Origin of the sequence: Leptothrix cholodnii SP-6, from assembly GCF_000019785.1 — a bacterium.
GTDB lineage: Bacteria > Pseudomonadota > Gammaproteobacteria > Burkholderiales > Burkholderiaceae_C > Sphaerotilus > Sphaerotilus cholodnii.
In genome coordinates this window covers 3,778,631-3,798,871 of record NC_010524.1, presented here as the reverse complement: position 1 = coordinate 3,798,871, position 20,241 = coordinate 3,778,631, and the positions used below count along the sequence as shown (strand labels likewise).

The window sequence follows — 20,241 nt, the reverse complement described above, 5'->3', positions numbered from 1 at the left end:
TACAGACGGCTCTCATCTTGCATCCCACCCCGTGTAAAGCAGCGTAAAGCGTGTTGAAATATCCTGTTGCATTCAGGCAACGTGTGGGACGAATTCGGCGTTCTCCCGCTTGGCAAGCCTTTGCGCGCTCTGTTGGAATAGCGTCAGCTTCGAACAGGAGCCTGGTCACACAAGCGGCTCAAGATGATCGAGACAGCTTGTGACGGGGCCAAGACGATTCGCTTCCAACCTAGGAGTTTGATATATGAACAAGTCCATGATTGCCCTGGCGGTTCTCGCCGGTTTCGCTGGCGTTGCGTCGGCTCAATCCTCGGTGACTCTGTCGGGCAGCATCGACGCAGGTGTGCGCCGCATCGACGGCGTGAACGACATGGCCGGTGCCGGTTCGTCGCGCAACAACCTGACGTTCTCGGGTGTTGAAGACCTGGGTGGCGGCAACAGCGCCTTCTTCACGCTGAACCATCGTTTCAACGTGCAGAGCGGCACCCAGAACGGCCAGAATAGCGTTGTCAGCACGACCGCCGCTGGCCTGCCCAACGCGGCCGACCCGGCTGCTCAGTTCTACCGCAACGTGTGGGTTGGTCTGAAGAACAACGCCATCGGCGATCTGCGCCTGGGTCGTTTCCTGTACCCGGTGCAAGAGCTGAACGGCAACTACGATGCGTTCGGCACCGACACCGTCGGTTCGACCCACACCGGCGGCCTGAAGGCCAACCTGCGTACCAACAGCTCGGCTTACCTGCGCTCGGCAAATTTCGCTGGCTTCCAGCTTCACCTGGCTACCGGCTTCAAGAACAACGGCCAGACGAACCAAGTCGTCGCCGCCACACCGCCCGCAACTGGCTTCGTGACGGTTGCCAACACCAAGGCTCCGGTTGGCGCAGCAGCCGTGTTTGCCACTGGCCCGATGTCTGTTGCTCTGGCATACGACAGCAACGGTGCCGAGCTGACCACCAAGGCCCTGTACGGTTCCTATGACCTGGGCGTTGCGAAGCTGATGGCTCAGTACGAAAAGACCGACGTGAACGTTGCTCAGACTGCATCTGACAAGCGTTACTCGTTCAGCGCGACGATTCCGGTCGGTGCACTGAGCAAGGCCAAGGTCGGCTACCTGCACATCGACGACACCACCAAGGCTGGTACGCAGAGCAAGTTCGGTGCTGGCTTCGACTTCGGTCTGTCCAAGCGCACGACGGTTTACACCGACGTGGCCAAGCTGCGTGGCGACGAAGGCCTGACCACCAACAACAAGAAGGTTCGCTTCGACATCGGCGTCAACCACAAGTTCTGATCGCAGACTCATCTGCCTTCAAGCTGAAAGCCGCCCCTTGGGGCGGCTTTTTCGTTGAGAGATGCCTAGGGTAAGCCTGCGTGTCCCGATGGCAACGACCGCCGCACATGTGAATTGAATCACTCGAAAATAGCACGACCGTTTTATTTTCAAGGATGCCCGATGAAGACTGAACTCGCTGTCACCGCGCTCGCGCTTTCATGTGCCTCCGCCTTCGCGCAGGCGCCGGGCACGCTCGAGGTCTATGGTCTGCTGGATGTCGGCATCAACCACGTCACCGGCATCGCCGGCGGCAGCAAGACGAGCCTGGCCAGCGGCATCATGGACGGCTCGCGCCTGGGCGTGCGGGGCAACGAGGACATCGGCGGCGGCTGGCGCAGCCTGTTCGTGCTCGAGAGCCGGGTCGAGGTCAACAGCGGCACCTTCTCCAACCGGCCGGCCTCGGGCAGCCAGTTGCCCGATCGCCTGGCCCAGGCGGGCTTGCTGAGTCCGTCGGCCCCCCTCCCGCAACTGCCGGTCACGGGTGCGGCCAATGCGATCGGCAGCCGCATCGGCGTGAACCTGGCCAACAGCATCTGGGACCGGCAGGTCTATGTCGGTCTGGTGACGCCGGTCGGCGCCCTGCTGGCCGGCCACCAGTACACGCCGGCCTACGAGGTGTTCGCCACCTTCGACGCCACGCACACCTCGTCGAGCCTGTCGGCCGGCCAGATCAACTCGACGCCGACCGGCGTGGACATCCGTGCCGACAACGCGCTGGCCTATCGCATCCAGTCCGGTGGCCTGACGGCCTCGCTGATGCGCACCTTCGACGGCGGCACGATCTCGAAGGCCAACCGCCTGATGGGCCTGGGCGTCACCTACAAGAGCGAGCGGTTTTCGGTCGGCGCGGGCTACAACACGCACAACAACGAGCTGGGCCAGACGGCGCTCAAGTCCGGCCTGGTGGGGGCTTCGCTCGCCCTGGGGCCGGGCACGCTGTCGGGCCTGGCGGCGGCCATCAAGGACGATCATCCCGCGGGGCTGTCGACCCTGAGCGCCCAGTTGCAGGCCGCACCGACGCCCACACCGGCCTTCGTGGCCGACGCCATTCAAGCCGCTTTCGTCACCGGCCTGAAGCAGGATGCCCGCCTGTTCAACATCGGCTACACGCTCGTGACCGGGGCGTTGACGTCCACCGTCGCCTACTCCAGGTACGACGACCGCCGGTCGTTCGACGCCGATGTCTCGTCCTACGGCGTCACCTACAGCTACGCGCTGTCCAAGCGCACCGACATCAACGCGGTGCTGACCCGTTTCGAGAACAAGGGCCTGGCGCAGGCGGCGCCGGGGGGGGGCGGGTTTCTGGGCGGTTTCACGGCCACCGCCGGGACCGACTCGAACAACGTCGCGCTGGGCATCCGCCATCGTTTCTGAGTACGATTCGGGCGCGCTCACGCGCATCCACGCAGGCCGCCTTCGGGTGGCCTTTTTCATGAAGGCATCGGATGTCCGCTGCCCACGAACCGTCGAGGAGCGCGCGGACCTGCCGCGTGTCGAGGTGATGAATCCAACAGAATCCCGCTCCGCCCCGGGGGCGCGTCGGCATGCTTTTCAGGCGCTCGGTCCATCGGTTGCGACCGGCGTGACGGGGCGGCTCGCGCGGGCTTGTGCGGTGGCCGCGGCGGTCTTGCTGTGGGGCTGCGCGCAGGTGCCGGGTGTGCCGCCAGAGCCGCCGCAGCCCCGCCCCGACCAGGTGCAGGCCCTGCAGGCGCAAGGCCCGGCCTGGCGCGGCGTGCCGTTTCCGGGCAAGCGCAGCACCCATTACCGGCCGCTCCAGCATGACGGCCGCACGGCGCTGCATGCGCGCGCCGACACCTCGGCCAGCATGTGGCGCCGGCCGGTCAAGGTCGATGCGCACGACCTCGGGCGGGTGCGCTTCAGCTGGAACGTGCCGCGGCTGATCGAGCACGCCGACCTGTCGGATCGCGATGCCGAGGACACGCCGGTGCGCATCGTGCTGGCCTTCGAGGGCGATCACGCCCGCCTGTCGCTGCGCAACCGCATGATGTTCGACCTGGCCGAAACCCTCACCGGCGAGCGGCCGCCCTACGCCACGCTGATGTACGTGTGGGACACCCGCGCGGCGGTCGGCAGCGTGATCCCGGCAGCCCGCACCGACCGGGTGCGCAAGCTGGTGGTCGAGTCGGGCGCCCAGCGGGTGCAGCGCTGGCTGAGCTACGAGCGCGACGTGGTGGCCGACTATCGCCACATGTTCGGCGAAGACCCCGGGCCGCTGGTCGGTGTCGCGTTCATGACCGACAGCGACAACACCGGCAGCCAGATCGACGCCTATTACGGCGACATCGAGCTGATCGGCAAGGCCGGGCAGCCGCTGTTCTGACCGGACCCGCGGCGGTGCCGGCCGAGTTTCAGTCGATCAGGCGCTCGTTGGCGTACAGCTCGGCGGCCGATTCGCGGCGCCGGATCAGCGTGGCCTGGTGGCCGCGCACCATCACCTCGGCGGCGCGGCCGCGGGTGTTGTAGTTGCTGGCCATCGCCATGCCGTAGGCGCCGGCCGACAGGATCGCCAGGTGATCGCCGGGCGCGACCGCCAGTTCGCGCTCGCGTCCCAGCCAGTCGCCCGACTCGCAGACCGGGCCGACCACGTCCCAGGTGACGGCAGGGGCGTCGCGTTCGGTGCACGGCACGATGCCCATCCAGGCCTCGTACATGGCCGGGCGCATCAGGTCGTTCATGGCGGCGTCGACGATGCAGAAGTTTTTGGTCTCGCCCGGCTTGAGATAAAGCACCTCGGTGAGCAGCACGCCGGCGTTGCCGACCAGCGAGCGGCCAGGTTCGAAGACGATTTCTCGGTGGCCGTGGCCACGGGCGTCGATGCGAGCGAGCAGCTGGGCGATCAGTTCGTCGGCGCTGGGCGGGGTTTCGTCGGTGTAGGTGATGCCCAGGCCGCCGCCCAGATCGAGGTGGTGCAGCGTGATGCCGGCGGCCTCGATGGCCTCGACCAGATCCAGGATGCGGTCGAGTGCATCGAGAAACGGCGCCACCTCGGTGAGCTGCGAGCCGATGTGGCAGTCGATGCCGCGCACCGCGATGCCGGGCAGTTGCGCGGCGTGCCGATAGACCGCCAGCGCCTGCTCGTGCGCGATGCCGAACTTGTTGCCCTTCAGGCCGGTCGAGATGTAGGGGTGAGTGCCGGCGTCGACATCGGGGTTGACGCGCAGGCTGACCGGCGCACGCACGCCCAGCTCGACCGCCACCTGCGACAGCAGCGCCAGTTCGCTTTCGCTTTCGACGTTGAAGCAGCGCACGCCGGCTTCGAGCGCCTGGCGCATCTCGGTGCGGGTCTTGCCGACGCCCGAGAACACCACCTTCGAGGCGCTCGCGCCAGCCGCCAGCACGCGCTGCAGTTCACCGCCGGAGACGATGTCGAAGCCGCAGCCGGCGCGGGCGAAGGTCTGCAGCACGGCGAGGCTCGAATTGGCCTTCATCGCATAGCAGATCAGGTGCGGCCGGCCGGCGAGTGCGCGCTGGTAGGCGGCCAGCGCATCGAGCATCGAGGCCTGCGAGTAGACGTACAGCGGCGTGCCGTGCTGCTGCGCCAGCGTGGCCAGCTGGCAGTCTTCGAGATAGAGGTCGCGGCCGCGGCGGGCGAGGTGAGGGGCGCCAGGAAGGGTCATGGTCGGGTGTCGGTGTCGGAAGCGGACGATGGTGTGGCGGGCGCCGGCGCAGCAGCGGCCGGTGGCGCGGTGGGTGCGGGCTGCTGCGCGGCGGCCGGTCTGGCGGGCCGGCTGAGCGGGCCCTTCTGGCCGCATCCGGCCAGGCCGGCCGATGCGAGGACGAGCACGCAGACCCACCCTGAAGGCCATGTCGAGGTGGGTCGGTAGGGCTGCAAGCCCGGCGCTAAACTCGTTCGCAGTGCCTTGAACATCGCGAGATTCTACCGACCATGAACCCGACGCCCGCCTCCGATCCGGCCGCCTGCGCTCGCCTGAGCGACGCCGACTATCACCGCATCACGTCCGCCATCCTGGCCAGCCTGGAGGCCACCGTCGATCGCTGGCTGGAGGCCGACGTGATCGACATCGACAGCCATCGCACCGGCGGGTTGCTCGAGCTGAGCTTTCCCGGCGGCAGCAAGCTCATCATCAACACGCAGCCGCCGCTGCAGGAGCTGTGGCTGGCTGCGCGGGCGGGTGGATTCCACTTCCGCCATGTCGACGGCCGCTGGTGCGACACCCGCAGCGGCGATGACTTCTTTGCCGTCCTGTCGGCGCAGGCCAGCGCACAAGGGGGCCGGGCCCTGACCTTCGAGCCGCCCGCAGGCATCGCCTGAACAGGTCACGCGGCCGGCCACACGGGCCGCGCCGATGTTCAGGTCCGGATCAGTTCCGGAACAGGTCGAGGATGCTCTTGCGCTCTTCGGTGGGGGCCGATGCCGCGTCGGGCGCGTGGCTGGCGATGCCGAGTGTCGAGACGCCTTCGCCGTTGGCGTTTTCGCTGTAGTACCACTCGCCGCCGACGTTGGTTACGCCCTCGGGTGGTGCGATCTCGTTGACGGCGACGCCGCGCAGCGCCTGCGCCATGTATTCGATCCACACCGGCAGCGCCAGGCCGCCGCCGGTCTCGCGGTCACCGAGCTTGCGCGGCTGGTCGTAGCCGACCCAGACCACCGCCACCAGGCTCGGCTGGAAGCCGGCAAACCAGGCGTCGTTCGAGTCGTTGGTGGTGCCGGTCTTGCCGTACAGGTCGGGGCGTTTCAGGGTCGACTGCGCCCGCGCCGCCGTGCCGCTGCGCGTGATCTCCTGCAGCAGGCTGTCCATCATGAAGGCGTTGCGTGCCGTGATGACGCGCATGCTGTCGTCCAGCGGCACCGGCTGCGTCTGCGCCAGGATGCGGCCGCGGTTGTCGGTGACGCGCGTGATGAGCATCGGATTGACGCGATGGCCGCCGTTGGCAAACACCGAGTAGGCGCTCGCCATCTGCATCGGCGTGACGGTGCCGGCGCCGAGCGCCATCGTCAGGTAGGCCGGGTGTTTTTCGGGCTCGAAGCCGAAGCGCGAAACCCAGTCCTGCGCGAACGCCGGGCCGACGTGCTCGAGCACGCGGATCGACACCATGTTCTTCGATTTGGCCAGCCCGCGTCGCAGCGACATCGGGCCTTCGAACTGGCCGTCGTAGTTCTTCGGTTCCCACGGCTGGCTGCCGGTGGCGTCGGCGTCGAAGAACAGGGGGGCATCGTCCACCACCGTGGCGGGGCCGATGCCTTTTTCGAGTGCGGCCGAATAGATGAACGGCTTGAAACTCGAGCCGGGCTGTCGCCAGGCCTGGGTGACGTGATTGAACTTGTTCTTGGCGTAGTCGAATCCGCCCACCAGCGCGCGGATTTCGCCGGTATAGGGGTCGAGCGAGACGAACGCGCCCTCGACCTCGGGCAGTTGCCCGATCGACCATTCGTTGCGGCTGTCCTTGCTGACCCGGATGACGGCGCCTGGACGAATCTGCACCTTCGGCGGCGCCTTGTCCGACAGCGCCGTGCTGACATTGCGCAGCCCGGAGCCGGTGATCGAGATGCTCTCGCCGCTTTGCAGCAAGGCGGTCACCTTCTTGGGTGCGGCCTGGGTGACCACGGCGCTGCGCAGTTCGTCGTTGTCGGGATGGTCTTCGAGCGCCTCCGCGGCGCGGGTGTCGATGCCCTGCTGATCCTTGGGCAGATCGACGTAGGCCTCCGGGCCGCGATAGGTCTTGCGGCGCTCGAAATCCAGGATGGCGCGCCGCAGGGCCCGGTAGGCCACCGCCTGGTCCTCGGCCCGTACCGACAGGTGGACATTCAGGCCGCGGGTATAGGCATCGTCGCCATACTGCGCAAAGATCAGTTGCCGGGCGGTTTCCGCCACATAGCCGGCGTGCGATGAATTGCTGCGCGCCGGGTGGTACTTCAGGGGTTGCGCCAGCGCCTGGTCGTGCTGCTCGGCCGAGATGAAGCCGTTTTCGCGCATGCGCTCGATGATGTAGCGCTGGCGCTGTTCGGCGCGCGTGCGGTTGCTGATCGGGTTGTAGGCCGACGGCGCCTTGGGCAGGCCGGCGAGCATCGCCGCCTCGGCAACCGTGATGTCCTTGAGCGGCTTGCCGAAATAGATCTCGCTGGCCGCCGCAAACCCGTAGGCGCGTTGTCCGAGGTAGATCTGGTTCATGTAGACCTCGAGAATCTGCTGCTTGCTCAGCTGGCTTTCGATCTTGAGCGACAGCAGGATCTCGTAGATCTTGCGGGTGAGCGTCTTTTCGGTCGAAAGGTAGAAGTTGCGCGCGACCTGCATCGTGATCGTCGAGGCGCCCTGGCTGCGTGCCTCGCGCAGATTGCCGAGCGCGGCGCGCAGGGCGCCGCGGTAGTCGATGCCGCCGTGTTCGTAGAAGCGCGAGTCCTCGATCGCCAGCACGGCGTCCTGCATGACCTTCGGGATTTCCCGGATCGACAGGTAGTTGCGCCGCTCCTCGCCGAACTCGCCCAGCAGCGTGCCCTCGGCCGAGATGATGCGCATCGGCAGCTTGGGCCTGTAGTCGATCAGACTGTCGATCTTGGGCAGGTTGGGATAGGCTGTCGCCAGGGCAACGCCGAGCAGCAGGGCGGCGGCCATCGCGCCGGCCAGTCCCACGCCCGCGACCCAGGCGACGATCCGCAGGATCATCCGCGGCCAGCTCTCGGGCGGGCGCGCTGGCGAATCGGAAGGGGCGGTCTTGGAGGCGTTCATGGGGGCGCCGGGAGGGCGGGACTGCAGGGTGCGCGAGATTATAGGAAGGGGCTTCGGTGGGTTGCGGCTACCGGTCGATACGCTTGTCACCGATTGGCGCAAGGTGCCGATGTGACAACCGTCACGCCACCGCTCGGGGGTCCGGCACGTCTGCCGGGCGCAACGAGCGGGGGGGTGCGAACAGGGAAAAATCTTTGTGCGTCAACGACTTTGTTGCTAGCATTGAAGTAAGTTGTTAACAGTCCGCCACGAGTGGATGTGCGGTTTTTGGGGAAGCGCGTGAGTGTTCTTGACATCCTGATGGGTCGCAAGCATGCGTCGCTGATCGGACTGGACATCAGCTCGTCGAGTGTGAAGCTGGTCGAGTTGGGTCAAACCGCCACGGGCGAGTACGTGGTCGAGCGCTTCGCCAGCGAGTCGTTCGAAAAGGGCTGGATCACCGACGGTCAGATCGAGAAGTTCGACGAAGTGGCCGATGCGGTGCGCCGCGTGGTCATCAAGAGCGGCACCCGGACCAAGTACGTGGCGATGGCGATGCCGCAGTCGTCCGTGATCACCAAGAAGATCATCCTCCCGGGCGGCCTGCGTGAAGAGGAGATGGAGATCCAGGTCGAGGCCGAGGCCAACCAGTACATCCCGTTTTCGCTCGACGAAGTGAGCCTCGACTTCTGCGTCATCGGCCCGAGCCCGGACGCGGTCGGCGATGTCGAGGTGCTGATCGCCGCCTCGCGCAAGGACCGCGTCCAGGATCGCCAGGGCCTGGCCGAAGCCGCCGGCCTGAAGCCGGTGGTGCTCGACATCGAGTCCAACGCCTCGCGCCTGGCCATCAGCCGTGTCATCGCCTCCCTGCCCAATCAGGGCCGCGACGCGCTGGTCGCCCTGTTCGAGATCGGCGCCGACACCACCAGCCTCAAGGTGCTGCGGGACGACGAGATCCTCTACGACCGCGACCAGGCGTTCGGCGGTGCCCAGCTGACCCAGCTGATCTCGCGCCAGTACGGCCTGTCGTTCGAGGAAGCCGAGATCAAGAAACTGGCCGGCGATCTGCCCGAGGACTACGAGAGCTCGCTGCTGTCGCCGTTCGTCGACAGCCTGTCGCAGGAGATCGGCCGTGCCTTGCAGTATTTCTTCACCAGCACCCCCCATCACCGCGTGCATTACGTGATGCTGTCGGGCGGTACGGCCACCTTGCAGGGGCTCAAGGACAGGGTCACCGAGCTGACCGGTTTTGCGTCGATGGTCATCAATCCCTTCGAAGGCATGAAACTCGGCAGCGCGGTGCGCGAGAGCAAGCTGCGGCGTGAGTCGCCGTCCTACCTGACCGCGTGCGGGCTGGCGATGCGGAGGTTTCTGCAATGATCCTGATCAACCTCCTGCCGCACCGGGAAGAGCGTCGCAAGCGTCGCAAGCAGGCGTTTTTTGCCGGGCTGTTCCTGTCTGCGCTGATCGGCGCCGCGCTGGCGGGCGTCGGTTATCTGGCGCTGATGGAAATGATGGGCACCCAGCAGTCGCGCAACGAGTTCCTGCAGACCGAGATCCGGCGCCTCGAGATGCAGATCAAGGACATCGCCTCGCTCAAGGGCGAGATCGAGGCGCTCAAGGCGCGCCAGAAGGTGGTCGAGGATTTCCAGATCGACCGCAACATGCCCGTGCACATGCTCAACGAGCTGGCCGCACGCACGCCTGAAGGCGTGTACCTGACGCTGGTCAAGCAGGAAGGCCAGGCCGTGCTGGTCAGCGGCATCGCCCAGACCAACGAGCGGGTCTCCGAGTTCCTGCGCAACACCGCCTACAACTCGGCCTGGCTGGAGCGGCCCGAGCTGGTCGAGATCAAGGTGACTGCCGCGACGCCCAACGCCCGCGACCAGAAGCGCCTGTTCGATTTTTCGGTGCGCCTGACGCTCAAGCGACCGCAGGACCTGGAGGCTGCCGCTGCGGCCGCGTCAGGGCCGGCCGGTGCCCTGGTGCCTGCGCGCGCCGCGTCGGCGTCTTGAGGTAAAGACCATGGCCACGTCCCGTTCCATCAACATCGATCTCGAAAGCGTGATGGCGCAGGTCGCCGCGCAGTTTCGTGATCTCAATTTCAACGAGCCCGGTCAGTGGCCGCTGCTGCCCAAGCTGGTCGCCGGGCTGGTCACGGCGGTCTTCGTGGTCGTGCTGGCCTGGTTCGGCCTGCTGTCGGGCGTCATGGACGAGCTCAACGCCGAAAGCATGCGCGAGCAGACGCTCAAGGACGAGTACCGTTCCAAGCTGGCCCAGGCCATCAACCTCGACGAGTTGCGCAAGCAGAAGCTGCAGGTCCAGGAGTACGTCACCCAGCTCGAACGCCAGCTGCCGGGCAAGGCCGAGATGGATGCCCTGCTGTCGGACATCAACCAGGCCGGACTCGGGCGTGGCCTGCAGTTCGAGCTGTTCCGGCCCGGCCAGGTGATCGTCAAGGACTATTACGCCGAGCTGCCGATCGCGGTGCGCGTGACCGGTCGCTATCACGACATCGGCGCTTTCGCCTCCGACGTGGCCAACCTGTCTCGCATCGTCACGCTGCACAACCTGGTCATCTCGGGACTGAATCCGCCCAACACGGCCAGCTCGGCCGCGGCCACCGGCCAGCTGGCGATGGAGGCCACCGCGCGCACCTACCGGTATCTCGATCCGGCCGAAATGGAGATGCGGCGCCAGTCGGCGGCCGATGCCAAGAAAACCAACGGAGGCGCGAAGTGATGCTCCCCCGACGCCTGACGCTGGCGGCGCTGGCCACCGGGCTGGCCGCCAGCACGCTGTTGAGCGGCTGCGGCAACCCGCATGAAGAACTGCAGTCTTGGATGGACCAGCAGCGCCGCGAGGCCAAGCCGCGTGTGCCGCCGCTGCTGCCGCCACGCAAGTTCGATCCCCAGCCCTACACCGCCATCAGCGTGGTCGAGCCCTTCAGCGGTCAGAAGCTGCAGGTGGCGATCAAGCAGGAGACCCGTCAGCCCAACTCGCTGCTGGCGGCCGAGCTGAACCGCCGCCGCGAACCGCTCGAAGCCTACCCGCTCGACGCGCTGACGATGGTGGGCAGCGTGGTGCGCAGCGGCCGCCCCTATGCGCTGCTGAGCGCGGACAACCTGCTCTACCAGATCAAGGTGGGTGACTACATCGGCCAGAACTACGGCCGCATCACCCGCATCACCGAAACCGAAATTTCGTTGCGAGAAATCGTGCAAGACGCCATCGGAGAGTGGGTCGAGCGCATGAGCACGCTCACGCTCCAGGAGCGTGGTGCCCAGGAGAAGAGTCGATGAAGTACGCCCAGGAGATTGCATCCATGAACAGATGGCGTGCGCCGTTGGTGGCGCTCTTCGTCGCCACGGTCCTGCCGTCGGTGGCCTGGGCGCAGACCGTCATCCAGTCGATCACGAGCAGCCAGCAAGCTGGCAGCGAGACGATCCGCATCGAGCTCAACGAGCCCCTGATCAACGCGCCGCGCGGTTTCGTGCTGCAGACGCCGGCGCGCATCGCGCTCGATCTGCTGGGCGTCGTCAGCGGCACGGTGCGGCCTTCGCAGGAGGTCAATCTCGGCAACCTGCGATCGCTCGCGCTGGCGCAGGCCGGCGACCGCACGCGGCTGGTGCTGAACCTGCGCCAGGCCACCCAGTACCGCACCGAGCAGCAGGGCAAGGTGCTGCTGGTGATCCTCGAGCCGGTGCCGGTGGCCGCCGCGCTGGCCACGGCGCCGAGCGAGCCGGTGCATTTTTCCGAGAGCCAGAACAACCAGCCCGAGCGCATCCGCGACATCGATTTCCGCCGCGGCCGTGACGGCGCCGGTCGGGTGGTGGTCGATCTGCCCAGCACCCAGGTCGGCGTGGACATCAAGCAGCAGGGCCAGAACCTGGTGATCGAGTTCCTGCGCTCGAACGTGCCTGAATCGCTGGTGCGCCGCCTCGACGTCACCGATTTCGGTACGCCGGTGCATTCGATCTCGACCACCCAGAACGGCGACCGCGTGCGCATGGTGGTCGAGCCGCGTGGCAGCTGGGAGCACAGCGCCTACCAGACCGACAACCAGTTCGTGCTGGAAGTGCGGCCGCAGAAGGTCGATCCGCAGAAGCTGACGCAAGGCCCGGGTTTCACGGGCGACAAGCTGTCGCTGAACTTCCAGAGCATCGAGGTGCGCTCGCTGCTGCAGGTGATCGCCGACTTCACCAACTTCAACATCGTCACCAGCGACAGCGTCACCGGCAACGTCACGCTGCGCCTGAAGGACGTGCCGTGGGACCAGGCGCTCGACATCATCATGCAGGCCAAGAGCCTGGGCGTGAAGAAGGCCGGCAACGTGCTGTGGATCGCGCCCAAGGATGAGCTGGCGGCCAAGGAAAAGCAGGAACTCGAGGCGCGCAAGCAGATCGCCGACCTCGAACCGCTGCGCACGCAGTCGTTCCAGCTCAACTACACCAAGGCCGAGGAAGTGGTGAAGAGCCTGACCGGCCAGCAGCAAGGCAGCGCCGGCACCGGCCAGGGTGGCAACGTCACGCGCATCCTGTCGCAGCGCGGCAGCGCCGCGTACGAGTCGCGCACCAACCAGCTCTTCGTCTCGGACCTCCCGTCCAAGCTCGAAGAAGTGGCGCAGATGATCGCCAAGATCGACGTGCCGGTGCGCCAGGTGATGATCGAGGCCCGCATCGTCGAGGCCGAAGACAGCTTCGGCCGCACGCTGGGCGTCAAGCTCGGCGCGACCGACCTGCGCGGCATCAACGGCGGCGTGCCGGGCTGGGGTGGCAACAACACCCGCATCGCGCTGGGTGGCAACTATTCGTCGATCGGCGACACCACGCTGCAGCAAGCCACCGGCTCGATCTACGCCAACTCGCAGTTCGTCAACCTGCCGGCCAACACCAGTTCGCTCGGCGGGGCCACGGCGGCGACCTTTGCGCTGTCGCTGTTCGGCGCGTCGTCCAACCGTTTCCTGAACCTCGAACTGTCGGCGCTCGAGGCCGAAGGCAAGGGCAAGCTGGTCTCGAGCCCGCGAGTGGTCACCGCCGACCAGGTCAAGGCGCTGATCGAGCAGGGCACCGAACTGCCCTATCAGACCGGCGGCAACCAGCAGACCGCACCGTCGATCGCCTTCCGCAAGGCCACGCTGAAACTCGAAGTCACGCCCCAGATCACGCCCGAGGGCAACATCATCATGGACGTCGACGTCAACAAGGACAGCGTCGGCCAGCAGACCCTGGCGGGTTTCGCGATCAACACCAAGCATGTCAAGACGCAGGTGCTGGTCGAAAACGGCGGCACGGTCGTGATCGGCGGCATCTTCGAGACCACCGAGACCGAATCGGTCAACAAGGTGCCGGTGCTGGGTGACATCCCGTTCCTCGGCGTGCTGTTCCGCAACAAGACGCGGGTGGCGAACAAGACCGAGTTGCTGGTGTTCCTGACGCCGAAGGTGATCACGGATCGGAATACGGCGCTGGGGCGGTGAAGTCCAGATTTGCTGGATTGAGCATGAACAATAAGTTTGGGAGGGTGGCGATGCGCCTGAAAAATTTGGTGAAGATGTGTGGCTGCGTTCTGGCTTCTGTGCTGCTGATCGCGTGTGGCGGTGGCGGTGGGGATGCCGGCAGTACTCCGTTCACTCCACCGACGTCCGGAGGAACGGATGCGACCGCGAGTGCGACCGCAGCAGATTTACTGGTGTCGCTGAGCAACACCAGTTTGAGTAATTCAGGCACAAACACGGTCTCTGTAACAGTGACGGCAGTCAATGCCTCACGGGTAGCCGTGGCCAATGTGCCTGTGACCATTTCGGTTGATAACAATGCCGTGGCAGTTGTCGGTGGCAGCGCCACTGGTGCGGATGGAAAACTCACTGCGACGGTTCAGACCGGCACGGATCGATCGAACCGCATCGTCACGGTTACGGCTACGAGCGGCAGCATTAGCAAGTCTGCGTCGTTTTTCATTATCGGCTCCAAGATCGACGCGAGTGTTTTGCAGGCCGTGTTGGCACCGGGTGCAAGTGGACAGATCCAATACCGGCTAACCGATGTCAACAGCAATCCGATGGTCGGGCTACCTATCGTTGTGACGGGCCCCGGCATCACGTCGGCCTCGGCAACGACAGATGCCAACGGTTCCTATGCCTTCAACTATGTGGCACCGACAACGGCAGGCAATCTGACCATCACGGCCAATGCGGGCGGGGTGACGTCGGTGCAGACCGTGATTGTCCAATCCGGAGTTGGCACGATTCCGGCTGTTTCGACGCCGATCTTGTCAGCTGACGTCAAGGCCAATCCCAGTGTCGTGTCGGTCAACAGTACGTCGTCCAACAACCGCTCCGAGGTCAGGGCGCAGTTCCTCGGCGCAGGCAATGCCCCGCTTGCCAACGTCAGAGTGCGGTTCGACCTGAACGGTGACGTGAACAGCATTGGCGGAACGCTGTCCTCAGGTAGCAATGTGGTCTATTCCGACGTGAACGGCTTGGCTACGACGTCCTACATCCCCGGTGCGCGACAGAGTCCGACTGACGGCGTGACAATACGAGCTTGCTACTACGTCAACGACAGCGACGCGTCGGCGGGTGCTTGCGCGGCGTCGGCCATCACGCAATTGACGGTCAATTCGGAACCGCTTGCGATTTCCATTGGCACTGATAACACCATTTCCGACGGGGCGGGTGGTCTCGCCTACATCAAGAAATACGTTGTATTGGTCGTTGATTCAGCCGGCCAAGCAAAGGCCGGTGTGCAGATTACCCCATCGATCGACTTGGTTTCCTATGCCAAAGGCTTTTATGTCAATCCTGGGGCATGGACACGCTCGACGGGTGCCGGGGGTTATTTGTCGGCTTCATGTATCAATGAGGACGTCAATCGCAATGGTGTGCTCGAAACAGGTGAGGATGTCAACGGCAATTTGCAACTGGATCCTCGTAAGTCAGATGTTGCCATCAGCATGATCGGTACAGGCATCACCGATAGCAGCGGGGTCGCGACTTTGCAGATCCTCTATCCGAAGAACGTTGCAACGTGGGTCGACTACAAGATTCTGGTCACCGCTGGTGTATCGGGCACTGAAGGACGTGCCACGTGGAGCGACACGCTCGGGGCCGCAGCGTCTGAATTCACAGCGGAGACGCCCCCCTCATTTGTAGTCAGTCCATATGGTGCTGGTGATCCAAGTCGTACGGCTGTTGAGGAATGTACGGTAGCAAATTGAGTCCCTGTTCTGGCACTTCATGTGGAGTCCCTTGGTGCGCAAGGTGGCGCTTTTTCTGAACGTGGCCAGATTGCTCGATTTGACGGTCACAATGCCGGCTGGTCAGAAATACACGTTCGAGATTGGAACCATCAACTAGTGGGCGATCACCCGCAGAGGCGCCTGCAGAGGCGCTGACACGCTCGATCAGCCTGGTCGCCATGCCAGGCGCCGGCAAATCCACCGCCGGCCGTCATCTTGCACACGCCTTGGATGTGCCCTTCATCGACACCGATCACGAGATCGAGCGTCGGATCGGCTGTTCCATCCGCTCTTTCTTCGAGCGCGAGGGCGAAGCGGCCTTTCGCGATCTCGAGCAGGAAGTGGTGTGCGAACTCGTGCAGCGCGAGCCCCATGTCATCGCCACCGGCGGTGGCACGGTGCTGCGCGAAGCCAATCGCCGGGCCTTGCGCGAGGGCAGCACGGTGCTCTATCTGCGCGCCACGCCCGAAGAACTGTTTCGCCGCCTGCGCCACGACACCCACCGGCCGCTGCTGCAGGTGGCCGATCCGCTGCGCAAGCTGCGGGACCTCTACCGCGACCGCGATCCGCTGTACCGCGAAACCGCCCAGTTCGTCATCGACACCGGTCGTCCGTCGGTGGCCTCGCTGGTCAACATGGTGCTGATGCAGCTCGAACTGGCCGGGCTGGTCGATCCGAACCAGGTGCCGTCGAGCGTGCTGCCGCGCCAGCCGCGCACGCCGACCTGAGCGCGCCAGCCGGCGGGTCGTGCGGGCCGACCCCGCCGGTACACTGGCTGCATGAATGCTGCAACGCCAACCTCCTTGCCCTTTGCCCTGGTCCCGGTCGCGCTGGCCGACCGCAGTTACGACATCCTGATCGGCAGCGGGCTGATCGCCTGGCAGGCCAGCTGGGCCGGCCTGCCGGCCGCGAGCACGGCGGTGATCGTGAGCAACACCACCGTGGCGCCGCTCCATGCCGCGCGGGTGCGCGAGGCGCTGCAGTCGCATTACCGGCGCGTGCTGTGCGTCGAGTTGCCCGACGGCGAGGTCCACAAGGACTGGCAGACGCTCAACCTGATCTTCGATCACCTGCTGGCCAACGCCTGCGACCGCAAGACCGTGCTGGTGGCGCTGGGCGGCGGTGTGATCGGCGACATGACCGGCTTCGCCGCCGCCTGCTACATGCGCGGCGTGCCCTTCGTGCAGGTGCCGACCACGCTGCTGGCGCAGGTCGATTCGTCGGTGGGCGGCAAGACCGCCGTCAACCATCCGCTGGGCAAGAACATGATCGGCGCGTTCTACCAGCCGGTGCGCGTGATCTGCGACCTCGACACGCTCGACACCCTGCCGCCGCGCGAACTCGCTGCCGGACTGGCCGAGGTGATCAAGTACGGGCCGATTGCGGACGGCGGTTTTCTCGACTGGATCGAGGTGAATCTCGATGCGCTGCTGGCCCGTGACAAGGCTGCGCTCGCACACGCCGTGCGGCGCTCCTGCGAGATCAAGGCCGAGGTGGTGGGTGGCGACGAGCGCGAGAGTGGCCGGCGTGCCATCCTCAATTTCGGCCACACCTTCGGCCACGCGATCGAGGCGGGCATGGGGTATGGCGCCTGGCTGCACGGCGAGGCGGTCGGTTGCGGCATGGTGATGGCGGCCGATCTGTCGGCGCGGCTGGGCCTGATGCCCGCGGCGTTCGTGTCGCGCCTGCGTCACATCTGCGAGCGGGCCGGCCTGCCGGTGCGGGCACCGCGGCTCGATGCCACGCACAACGTCGAGCGTTACCTGGAGCTGATGCAGGTCGACAAGAAGGCCGAGGACGGCCAGATCCGCTTCGTCGTGATCGACGCCATGGGCAGCGCACGCATGCAGGCGGCACCCGAGGCACTGGTGCGCCAGGTCATCGAGGCGGCTTGCGCCTGAGGCCGTGCCGAACGATCCGAAGCCGCTCGCCAGGCACCGCACTCGCCCGATCGGGCACGATCGGCCCGCAGGCGCGGCAGGCCCGCATCTGCTGACGCGGCCGGCCACGGCGATGGCGGTCTACGCCAGCGATCCGGCCATCAGCCGCGGCCGGCGTCACGCCGAAGAGCCGGCGCCGACACGCAACCCGTTTCAGCGCGACCGCGATCGCATCGTGCACAGCACGGCGTTCCGGCGGCTGGTCTACAAGACGCAGGTGTTCCTCAACCACGAGGGCGACCTGTTCCGCACCCGCCTGACGCACACGCTCGAGGTGGCGCAACTCGGCCGCTCGATCGGGCGCGCGCTCGGTCTGCACGAGGATCTGATCGAGGCGATCGCGCTCGCCCACGATCTCGGCCACACGCCCTTCGGCCATGCCGGCCAGGATGCCTTGCACGAGCGCATGCGCGGCCACGGCGGCTTCGAGCACAACCTGCAGAGCCTGCGGGTGGTCGACGTGCTCGAGGAGCGTTACCCCGCCTTCGACGGCCTGAACCTGAGCTTCGAGACCCGCGAAGGCATCCTCAAGCACTGCCCGCTGCGGGTGGCGCGCTGGATCGACCAGCACGAACCCGGTGGCATCGGCCGGCGCTTCATCGAGCGCAGCCAGCCGAGCCTGGAGGCGCAACTGGCCAACCTGGCCGACGAGATCGCCTACAACGCCCACGACGTCGACGACGGCGTGCGCTCGGGCCTGATCACGCTCGATCAGGCCTGCAGCCTGCCGCTGCTGGCCCGTCATCGCGACGCGGCACTGCGCGAGCACCCGTCGCTGGCGCAGGGCAAGCAGCGCCGGCTGCTGTTCGAGACGCTGCGGCGCATGCTGTCGGCGCAGGTCTACGACGTCATCGACGCCACCGCCGCGGCGCTGCGCCGTCACGCCCCGCGCAGCGCCGACGAGGTTCGGCAGCTGCCGCCGCTGGTGCAGTTCAGCCCCGCCATGCGCGCGGCCAGCACCGATCTGAAACGCTGGCTGTACCGCTCGCTGTACCGCCACCCGCAGGTCATGGCCAGCACCGAGCCGGCAAAGCGCATCGTGGCGGAACTGTTCGACGCCTACGTGGCCCGGCCGAGCGAAATGCCGGCCGACTACGCCGGTGCCCCGCTGCTGCACCGCTCGGTGTCTGACTACATCGCTGGCATGACCGACCGTTTCGCGATCCGCGAACACGAGCGGCTGACCGGCGCGCGCCTGTTCGAGCGCGTGCCGGGCTGAGCGCGGTGGCTCAGGCTTCGGTCGGCAGGAAACCTTCGATCGACAGGTAACGCTCACCGGTGTCGTAGTTGAAGCCCAGCACGCGTGCGCCGGCCGGCAGTTCGGGCAGTTTCTGGGCGATGGCGGCCAGCGTGGCGCCGCTGGAGATGCCCACCAGCAGGCCTTCTTCGCGGGCGCAGCGGCGTGCCATCTCGCGCGCCGCCTCGGCTTCGACCTGGATCACGCCGTCGAGCAGCGCGGTGTGCAGGTTCTTCGGGATGAAACCCGCGCCGATGCCCTGGATCGGGTGCGGCGCCGGCTTGCCGCCGCTGATCACCGGCGACGCGGTGGGCTCGACGGCGTAGACCTTCAGGTTCGGCCAGGCGGCCTTGAGCACCTGCGCGCAGCCGGTGATGTGGCCGCCGGTGCCCACGCCGGTGATCAGCGCGTCGAGCCCTTCGGGAAAATCGGCCAGGATTTCCTGCGCCGTGGTGCGCACGTGCACGGCGATGTTGGCCTCGTTCTCGAACTGCTGCGGCATCCAGCCGCCGGGCGTGGTCTCGACCAGCTCCTGCGCCTTGGCGATCGCGCCCTTCATGCCTTCGGCGCGCGGTGTCAGCACGAACTTCGCACCGTAGGCCAGCATCAGGCGGCGGCGCTCGACGCTCATGCTGTCGGGCATCACCAGCACCAGCTGATAACCCTTGACCGCGGCCACCATCGCCAGGCCGACGCCGGTGTTGCCGGAGGTCGGCTCGATGATCGTGCTGCCCGGCTTGAGCGCGCCGCCGGCTTCGGCGGCTTCGATCATCGACAGGGCGATGCGGTCCTTGATCGAGCCGCCGGGGTTGCTGCGCTCGGACTTGATCCAGACTTCCGCCGCCGCGCCGTACAGGCGATTGACGCGGATGTGCGGGGTGTTGCCGATGGTGGCGAGGACGTCTGCGGCTCTCATGGGTGGGGGTCTCCGTTGTGGGGTGTTGCAGATTCTGTCGCATCGACGCAGGATGCGCCGCGGCTGACAATCGCCGTTTCACTGACGCCTTGCCATGGCTCGCCTGCCCCGCCTCGCTCTCGCCGGCATGCCGCACCACGTGCTGCAGCGCGGCCATCACCACCAGCCGGTCTTTGTCGACGACGACGACCGCCGCGCCTATCTGCAGGCCTTGCAGGAGGCGGCTGCCAACCTGCGCGTGGCCGTGCACGCCTACGTGCTGCTCGACGATCAGGTGCAGCTGCTGCTGACGCCGCCGAGTGCGCAGGCGCTGAGCCGCCTGATGCAGGCGGTCGGCCGGCGCTACGTGAGTGCCTACAACCGCCGCCACCAGCGCGCCGGCACCTTGTGGGACGGCCGGTTCCGGGCCGCGGTGCTCGACGAGCAGAGTCACCTGCTGGCTTGCGCGCGGGCGATCGAGCAGAGCCCGCAAGTCGCCGGCCGGGTGGGCCGGGCGATCGACTGGCCGTGGTCGAGCGCCGCCCACCATGTCGGCAGCCGGCGTGATCCGCTGCTGACGGTGCATCGGCGCTACTGGGCGCTCGGCAATACCCCTTTCGAGCGCGAACTCGCCTGGCAGCGCCTGCTCGACGAGCCGCTGCCCGCGGCATCGCGGCAACAGATCGTCCACGCCGTCAATCAGGGCTGGGCGATCGGATCGGGTGCATTTCTTGCCTCGATGGCCCATTCGACCGCGCGTCCCTTGGCCCCCAGGCCTCGGGGCCGCCCGCCCGGCGCACCGAAGCGGGACAAGTTGCCGGCTGCGTGAACACTGTTGGTGCGTGGAAGGGCTTGTTGATATGTCCCTATTTAATTGTGCTGATTTGAGTTCGGATCTTTAAATGGAGTCT

At 66.2% G+C, this 20,241-nt stretch carries 18 protein-coding genes; 14 read left to right on the top strand and 4 right to left on the bottom strand.

All coding sequences use genetic code 11. From position 1 onward, the window contains the following. The first annotated feature begins 244 nt into the window (after positions 1-244). The 3 genes from LCHO_RS17015 (at position 245) to LCHO_RS17005 (ending at position 3,674) form a co-directional block, all read left to right on the top strand. Positions 245-1,291, top strand: coding sequence for a porin (locus LCHO_RS17015; RefSeq protein WP_012348418.1), 1,047 nt, complete (start codon positions 245-247; stop codon positions 1,289-1,291). Between the two features lie 162 nt (positions 1,292-1,453). Then, positions 1,454-2,707, top strand: coding sequence for a porin (locus tag LCHO_RS17010; protein WP_012348417.1), 1,254 nt, complete (start codon positions 1,454-1,456; stop codon positions 2,705-2,707). A 238-nt stretch (positions 2,708-2,945) separates the two neighbouring features. After that, entirely contained in the window at positions 2,946-3,674 is a 729-nt protein-coding gene (locus LCHO_RS17005) for a DUF3047 domain-containing protein (RefSeq protein ID WP_012348416.1), read from the top strand. 28 nt (positions 3,675-3,702) lie between these two features. On the opposite strand, the gene lysA is transcribed toward LCHO_RS17005, so the two are convergent. Continuing rightward, positions 3,703-4,971 carry a diaminopimelate decarboxylase gene (gene lysA / locus LCHO_RS17000; RefSeq protein ID WP_012348415.1) on the bottom strand — a complete coding sequence of 423 codons (1,269 nt, stop codon included), beginning with the start codon at positions 4,969-4,971 and terminating at the stop codon, positions 3,703-3,705. After that, positions 4,968-5,222, bottom strand: a complete 255-nt coding sequence (gene lptM / locus LCHO_RS23490) for an LPS translocon maturation chaperone LptM (RefSeq protein WP_150105509.1) — start codon at positions 5,220-5,222, stop codon at positions 4,968-4,970. The genes lysA and lptM overlap by 4 nt, the downstream gene beginning before the upstream one ends. 60 nt (positions 5,223-5,282) lie before the next feature. Here lptM and cyaY point away from each other — a divergent pair, with 60 nt between their 5' ends. Beyond that, complete coding sequence (cyaY, locus tag LCHO_RS16995; RefSeq protein WP_043705699.1) at positions 5,283-5,627, top strand: iron donor protein CyaY; 345 nt, start codon at positions 5,283-5,285, stop codon at positions 5,625-5,627. Positions 5,628-5,676: 49 nt separating this feature from the next. Here the strand turns inward: cyaY and LCHO_RS16990 are convergent, their stop codons facing one another. Continuing rightward, positions 5,677-8,040 (bottom strand): penicillin-binding protein 1A, encoded by a 2,364-nt coding sequence (locus LCHO_RS16990; protein WP_043704421.1) that lies wholly within the window; start codon positions 8,038-8,040, stop codon positions 5,677-5,679. Positions 8,041-8,340: 300 nt separating this feature from the next. Between LCHO_RS16990 and LCHO_RS16985 the strand changes: the two genes are divergently transcribed. The 9 genes from LCHO_RS16985 (at position 8,341) to LCHO_RS16945 (ending at position 18,417) form a co-directional block, all read left to right on the top strand. Further along, positions 8,341-9,399, top strand: coding sequence for a pilus assembly protein PilM (locus LCHO_RS16985; protein ID WP_012348412.1), 1,059 nt, complete (start codon positions 8,341-8,343; stop codon positions 9,397-9,399). Beyond that, positions 9,396-10,034, top strand: coding sequence for a PilN domain-containing protein (locus LCHO_RS16980; protein WP_012348411.1), 639 nt, complete (start codon positions 9,396-9,398; stop codon positions 10,032-10,034). Before LCHO_RS16985 ends, LCHO_RS16980 begins: the two co-directional genes overlap by 4 nt. 10 nt (positions 10,035-10,044) lie before the next feature. Further along, complete coding sequence (locus LCHO_RS16975; protein WP_012348410.1) at positions 10,045-10,761, top strand: type IV pilus inner membrane component PilO; 717 nt, start codon at positions 10,045-10,047, stop codon at positions 10,759-10,761. Continuing rightward, complete coding sequence (locus LCHO_RS16970) at positions 10,761-11,321, top strand: pilus assembly protein PilP (protein ID WP_012348409.1); 561 nt, start codon at positions 10,761-10,763, stop codon at positions 11,319-11,321. The genes LCHO_RS16975 and LCHO_RS16970 overlap by 1 nt, the downstream gene beginning before the upstream one ends. 23 nt (positions 11,322-11,344) lie before the next feature. Continuing rightward, on the top strand, positions 11,345-13,498 hold the full coding sequence (locus tag LCHO_RS16965) for a type IV pilus secretin PilQ (protein WP_150105508.1): 2,154 nt from the start codon (positions 11,345-11,347) through the stop codon (positions 13,496-13,498). A gap of 23 nt (positions 13,499-13,521) precedes the next feature. After that, entirely contained in the window at positions 13,522-15,237 is a 1,716-nt protein-coding gene (locus LCHO_RS23485) for an Ig-like domain-containing protein (protein WP_150105507.1), read from the top strand. A 173-nt stretch (positions 15,238-15,410) separates the two neighbouring features. Next, entirely contained in the window at positions 15,411-15,986 is a 576-nt protein-coding gene (locus tag LCHO_RS16955; RefSeq protein ID WP_262925508.1) for a shikimate kinase, read from the top strand. A gap of 51 nt (positions 15,987-16,037) precedes the next feature. Beyond that, positions 16,038-17,159 carry a 3-dehydroquinate synthase gene (aroB, locus tag LCHO_RS16950; RefSeq protein ID WP_012348405.1) on the top strand — a complete coding sequence of 374 codons (1,122 nt, stop codon included), beginning with the start codon at positions 16,038-16,040 and terminating at the stop codon, positions 17,157-17,159. 112 nt (positions 17,160-17,271) lie between these two features. Further along, positions 17,272-18,417 carry a deoxyguanosinetriphosphate triphosphohydrolase gene (locus LCHO_RS16945; protein ID WP_012348404.1) on the top strand — a complete coding sequence of 382 codons (1,146 nt, stop codon included), beginning with the start codon at positions 17,272-17,274 and terminating at the stop codon, positions 18,415-18,417. A 10-nt stretch (positions 18,418-18,427) separates the two neighbouring features. Here LCHO_RS16945 and cysK read toward each other — a convergent pair whose 3' ends face one another. After that, on the bottom strand, positions 18,428-19,351 hold the full coding sequence (gene cysK, locus LCHO_RS16940) for a cysteine synthase A (RefSeq protein ID WP_012348403.1): 924 nt from the start codon (positions 19,349-19,351) through the stop codon (positions 18,428-18,430). A 94-nt stretch (positions 19,352-19,445) separates the two neighbouring features. Between cysK and LCHO_RS16935 the strand changes: the two genes are divergently transcribed. Continuing rightward, on the top strand, positions 19,446-20,159 hold the full coding sequence (locus tag LCHO_RS16935; RefSeq protein WP_012348402.1) for a transposase: 714 nt from the start codon (positions 19,446-19,448) through the stop codon (positions 20,157-20,159). The last annotated feature ends 82 nt before the right edge of the window (positions 20,160-20,241 follow it).

Bases quoted from the DNA above. Each gene is read 5' to 3' on its own strand.
- LCHO_RS17015 (WP_012348418.1), top strand. From the start codon at position 245: ATGAACAAGTCCATGATTGCCCTGGCGGTTCTCGCCGGTTTCGCTGGC.
- LCHO_RS17010 (WP_012348417.1), top strand. From the start codon at position 1,454: ATGAAGACTGAACTCGCTGTCACCGCGCTCGCGCTTTCATGTGCCTCC.
- lysA (WP_012348415.1), bottom strand. From the start codon at position 4,971: ATGACCCTTCCTGGCGCCCCTCACCTCGCCCGCCGCGGCCGCGACCTC.
- lptM (WP_150105509.1), bottom strand. From the start codon at position 5,222: ATGTTCAAGGCACTGCGAACGAGTTTAGCGCCGGGCTTGCAGCCCTAC.
- LCHO_RS16990 (WP_043704421.1), bottom strand. From the start codon at position 8,040: ATGAACGCCTCCAAGACCGCCCCTTCCGATTCGCCAGCGCGCCCGCCC.
- LCHO_RS16985 (WP_012348412.1), top strand. From the start codon at position 8,341: ATGGGTCGCAAGCATGCGTCGCTGATCGGACTGGACATCAGCTCGTCG.
- LCHO_RS16980 (WP_012348411.1), top strand. From the start codon at position 9,396: ATGATCCTGATCAACCTCCTGCCGCACCGGGAAGAGCGTCGCAAGCGT.
- LCHO_RS16975 (WP_012348410.1), top strand. From the start codon at position 10,045: ATGGCCACGTCCCGTTCCATCAACATCGATCTCGAAAGCGTGATGGCG.
- LCHO_RS16970 (WP_012348409.1), top strand. From the start codon at position 10,761: ATGCTCCCCCGACGCCTGACGCTGGCGGCGCTGGCCACCGGGCTGGCC.
- LCHO_RS16965 (WP_150105508.1), top strand. From the start codon at position 11,345: ATGAACAGATGGCGTGCGCCGTTGGTGGCGCTCTTCGTCGCCACGGTC.
- LCHO_RS23485 (WP_150105507.1), top strand. From the start codon at position 13,522: ATGAACAATAAGTTTGGGAGGGTGGCGATGCGCCTGAAAAATTTGGTG.
- aroB (WP_012348405.1), top strand. From the start codon at position 16,038: ATGAATGCTGCAACGCCAACCTCCTTGCCCTTTGCCCTGGTCCCGGTC.
- LCHO_RS16945 (WP_012348404.1), top strand. From the start codon at position 17,272: ATGGCGGTCTACGCCAGCGATCCGGCCATCAGCCGCGGCCGGCGTCAC.
- cysK (WP_012348403.1), bottom strand. From the start codon at position 19,351: ATGAGAGCCGCAGACGTCCTCGCCACCATCGGCAACACCCCGCACATC.
- LCHO_RS16935 (WP_012348402.1), top strand. From the start codon at position 19,446: ATGGCTCGCCTGCCCCGCCTCGCTCTCGCCGGCATGCCGCACCACGTG.